The organism is Bacillus sp. SIMBA_005, assembly GCF_046535585.1.
Classification (GTDB): Bacteria; Bacillota; Bacilli; order Bacillales; family Bacillaceae; genus Bacillus; species Bacillus pumilus.
The window spans coordinates 1-272 of sequence record NZ_JAWRWI010000404.1; the positions used below are offsets into that span (position 1 = coordinate 1).

Below are 272 nucleotides of genomic sequence, written 5' to 3' on the forward strand. Positions count from 1 at the left end.
GGTCGCCGTCGCAAAGCCTGAACGGTGTCCGGGCGAATTCTGAATCGCCAGCGTCTGCATACACGGTACGATAGAGCCGTATCCGAGACCGATTACGGCACCGGACAAGAGAAGCATGAAGGCGCTGTTTGTCATCGCCAGCATGCAAAGCCCCGCGGAGAACACGATAATCGACGGATAGATGACGATTCCCGGCCCCACTCTGTCAAACAGCTTTCCTGTGAAAGGACGGTCGGCTATCATCGTCACGGCGAAACAGACGAAGAAAGAGC

At 56.2% G+C, this 272-nt stretch carries 1 protein-coding gene; it reads right to left on the minus strand.

The window, feature by feature from the left end; all coding sequences use genetic code 11:
- A partial coding sequence (locus SB660_RS20640) for an MFS transporter (protein ID WP_410584213.1) occupies positions 1-272 on the minus strand: 272 nt, incomplete at both ends.